The organism is Mesorhizobium sp. M7A.F.Ca.MR.362.00.0.0, assembly GCF_004023175.1.
Classification (GTDB): Bacteria; Pseudomonadota; Alphaproteobacteria; order Rhizobiales; family Rhizobiaceae; genus Mesorhizobium.
Genome location: NZ_RZTF01000668.1, coordinates 1 through 1,838, shown reverse-complemented (window position 1 = coordinate 1,838; position 1,838 = coordinate 1). Strand labels below are relative to the sequence as shown.

The window sequence follows — 1,838 nt, the reverse complement described above, 5'->3', positions numbered from 1 at the left end:
GTCCAGTTGCGCCGCCGCCCGCCATCAATGTCGGCGAGTTTACGGACCTCGGCAAAGCCGTTTTGCAGGCCGGTCGCCGAGAGGCGGTTGCCCCGGGGAACTGAGGAAAAAGGCCTGGCCCTTGGGCATGGGAAAAGCGGCATCCCGCTCATGGACGTAGCGACGAAGGGCAGCTTGGGTCGTCGTGTGAACTGGAACGAGCCGGTCCTTGCGGAACTTCGTCTTCCGAATGAGGAGAATCCCGTTGGCCAGATCAACGTCGGAACGATCAAGTCTGACCACTTCGCCTATCGCAGCCCCGAGCTCGCCAATAATCCGATCAGCGTGGCCATTGTCCGCCCCTTGAGAAGGATTCCCGGCGAGATGCGGCGGCATGCGTCGATGAGTGATGCCAACTCGGCCTCGCTGAGAATGCGCGGAGGCGGAATCGCTCTGGATCTGGGGAAAGCTCTGCGCTCCGGGCGCCGTAGACGGCGAGATACTCGTAAAACCGGCGAAGCACGCCATGGCGAATTGCGCGGCTGTTCGCGGCGCCGCTGAACGACAGGACGAAGTCCAGCGCCATCGTCCGGGTAGCGGGCGCATCGAGCTGAGCGCGCCCAACGTAGCGGACGAAAGCCCGCAACGTGCCGGCTTGCTTGCTGAAGGCGGATCAGAAAGCATCACAGTCTTCTCATCACCGGGCCGGCGGGCGTCGGCAAGAGCTGGCTGGCCTGTGCGCTTGGCCACAAAGCTTGCCGAGAGGATTTCTCCGTCGCCTATCACCGCGTTCCCCGGCTGTTTGCAACGCTTGCCCTCGCGAGAGGCGACGGACGTTATGGCCGGATCCTCAAGCAACTCGCCAAAACCGACCTTCTCATTCTCGATGACTGGGGACCGGAAAAACTCAATGATGACCAGCGGCGTGATGTGCTTGAGATCATTGAAGACCGCTACGAACGCCGATCGACAATCGTCACCAGCCAGTTGCCTCTGGATCGCTGGTACGAGATCATTGCAAACCCAACCCTGGCCGATGCCATCCTGGACCGCCTCGTTCACAACGCCTATCGCATCGATCTCACCGGGGAAAGCATGAGCGTCTGAAACAGCGCAAGCTTGACCGGAAACGAAACCCAATCCAAACATCAACGAGACCCAGGATCAGTCCGAAAAATGGCCGGCTTCAAATCGGAACACCGGCCGGAATGAAATCGGAATGACTGGCCGGCTTCAAATCGGAATCGATGGCCGGCTTCGTTGGAATACGCAGCGCAGCCTCGCTACCGTGCCATCCTCTCGCAAGGCGGCCTTCGCCGGGCTTCGGCGGAGGCGTACGGAGTTGGCGGCGTGCGACAAACTATGGGACCATCATGATTGATCTCGAGCGTCGCTCGGTTGTCGACATACTGGACGATCGCAGCGTCGAGAGTGCGGCCAAGTGGCTGCGTGACCATCCTTCCGTCGAGGTCGTCAGCCGGGACCGCGCGGCCTTTATGCGCAGGCCGTCCGAGAAGGCGCACCGCAGGCCCGGCAGGTAGCCGATCGGTTTCATCTGATCCAGAACCTTCGCTCGGCAATCGGCAATCGACAAACAGATGAGCTCTTCTGGACATGCCACGGGCAGGGCCATCCTGTCGGAGGACGCAATTGTTGACGCTGCCACACATCCCCGGCGCACCCGTCTCGCACATAGGCAATCTCGCCGGGAGATATTCGAAAAGCTCCGCGCTTTGCGCGAAGAGGGTCTGTCCTACAGCGAAATCGCGAGGCAGACCGGCTATGAACGTCGCAGCGTAGCGAATTGGCTCAAGTTCAAGGTTCCCGCCAGACAGGCGGCGAGCAGCACTGAACCCCAC

Annotated in this window: 1 protein-coding gene and 2 pseudogenes; 2 read left to right on the top strand and 1 reads right to left on the bottom strand. The window is 61.0% G+C overall.

Annotated elements, in window-relative coordinates:
• Window positions 1–39: 39 nt before the first annotated feature.
• A complete protein-coding gene (locus tag EOC06_RS45260) occupies window positions 40–375 on the bottom strand; it encodes a tyrosine-type recombinase/integrase (RefSeq protein ID WP_342587131.1) in 336 nt (111 codons plus the stop codon).
• 291 nt (window positions 376–666) lie between these two features.
• Here EOC06_RS45260 and EOC06_RS36620 point away from each other — a divergent pair.
• Both EOC06_RS36620 and EOC06_RS36615 read left to right on the top strand, forming a co-directional pair.
• Window positions 667–1,086: pseudogene (locus EOC06_RS36620) on the top strand (ATP-binding protein); the annotation flags it as partial.
• 233 nt (window positions 1,087–1,319) lie between these two features.
• A pseudogene (locus tag EOC06_RS36615) lies at window positions 1,320–1,838 on the top strand (transposase); the annotation flags it as partial.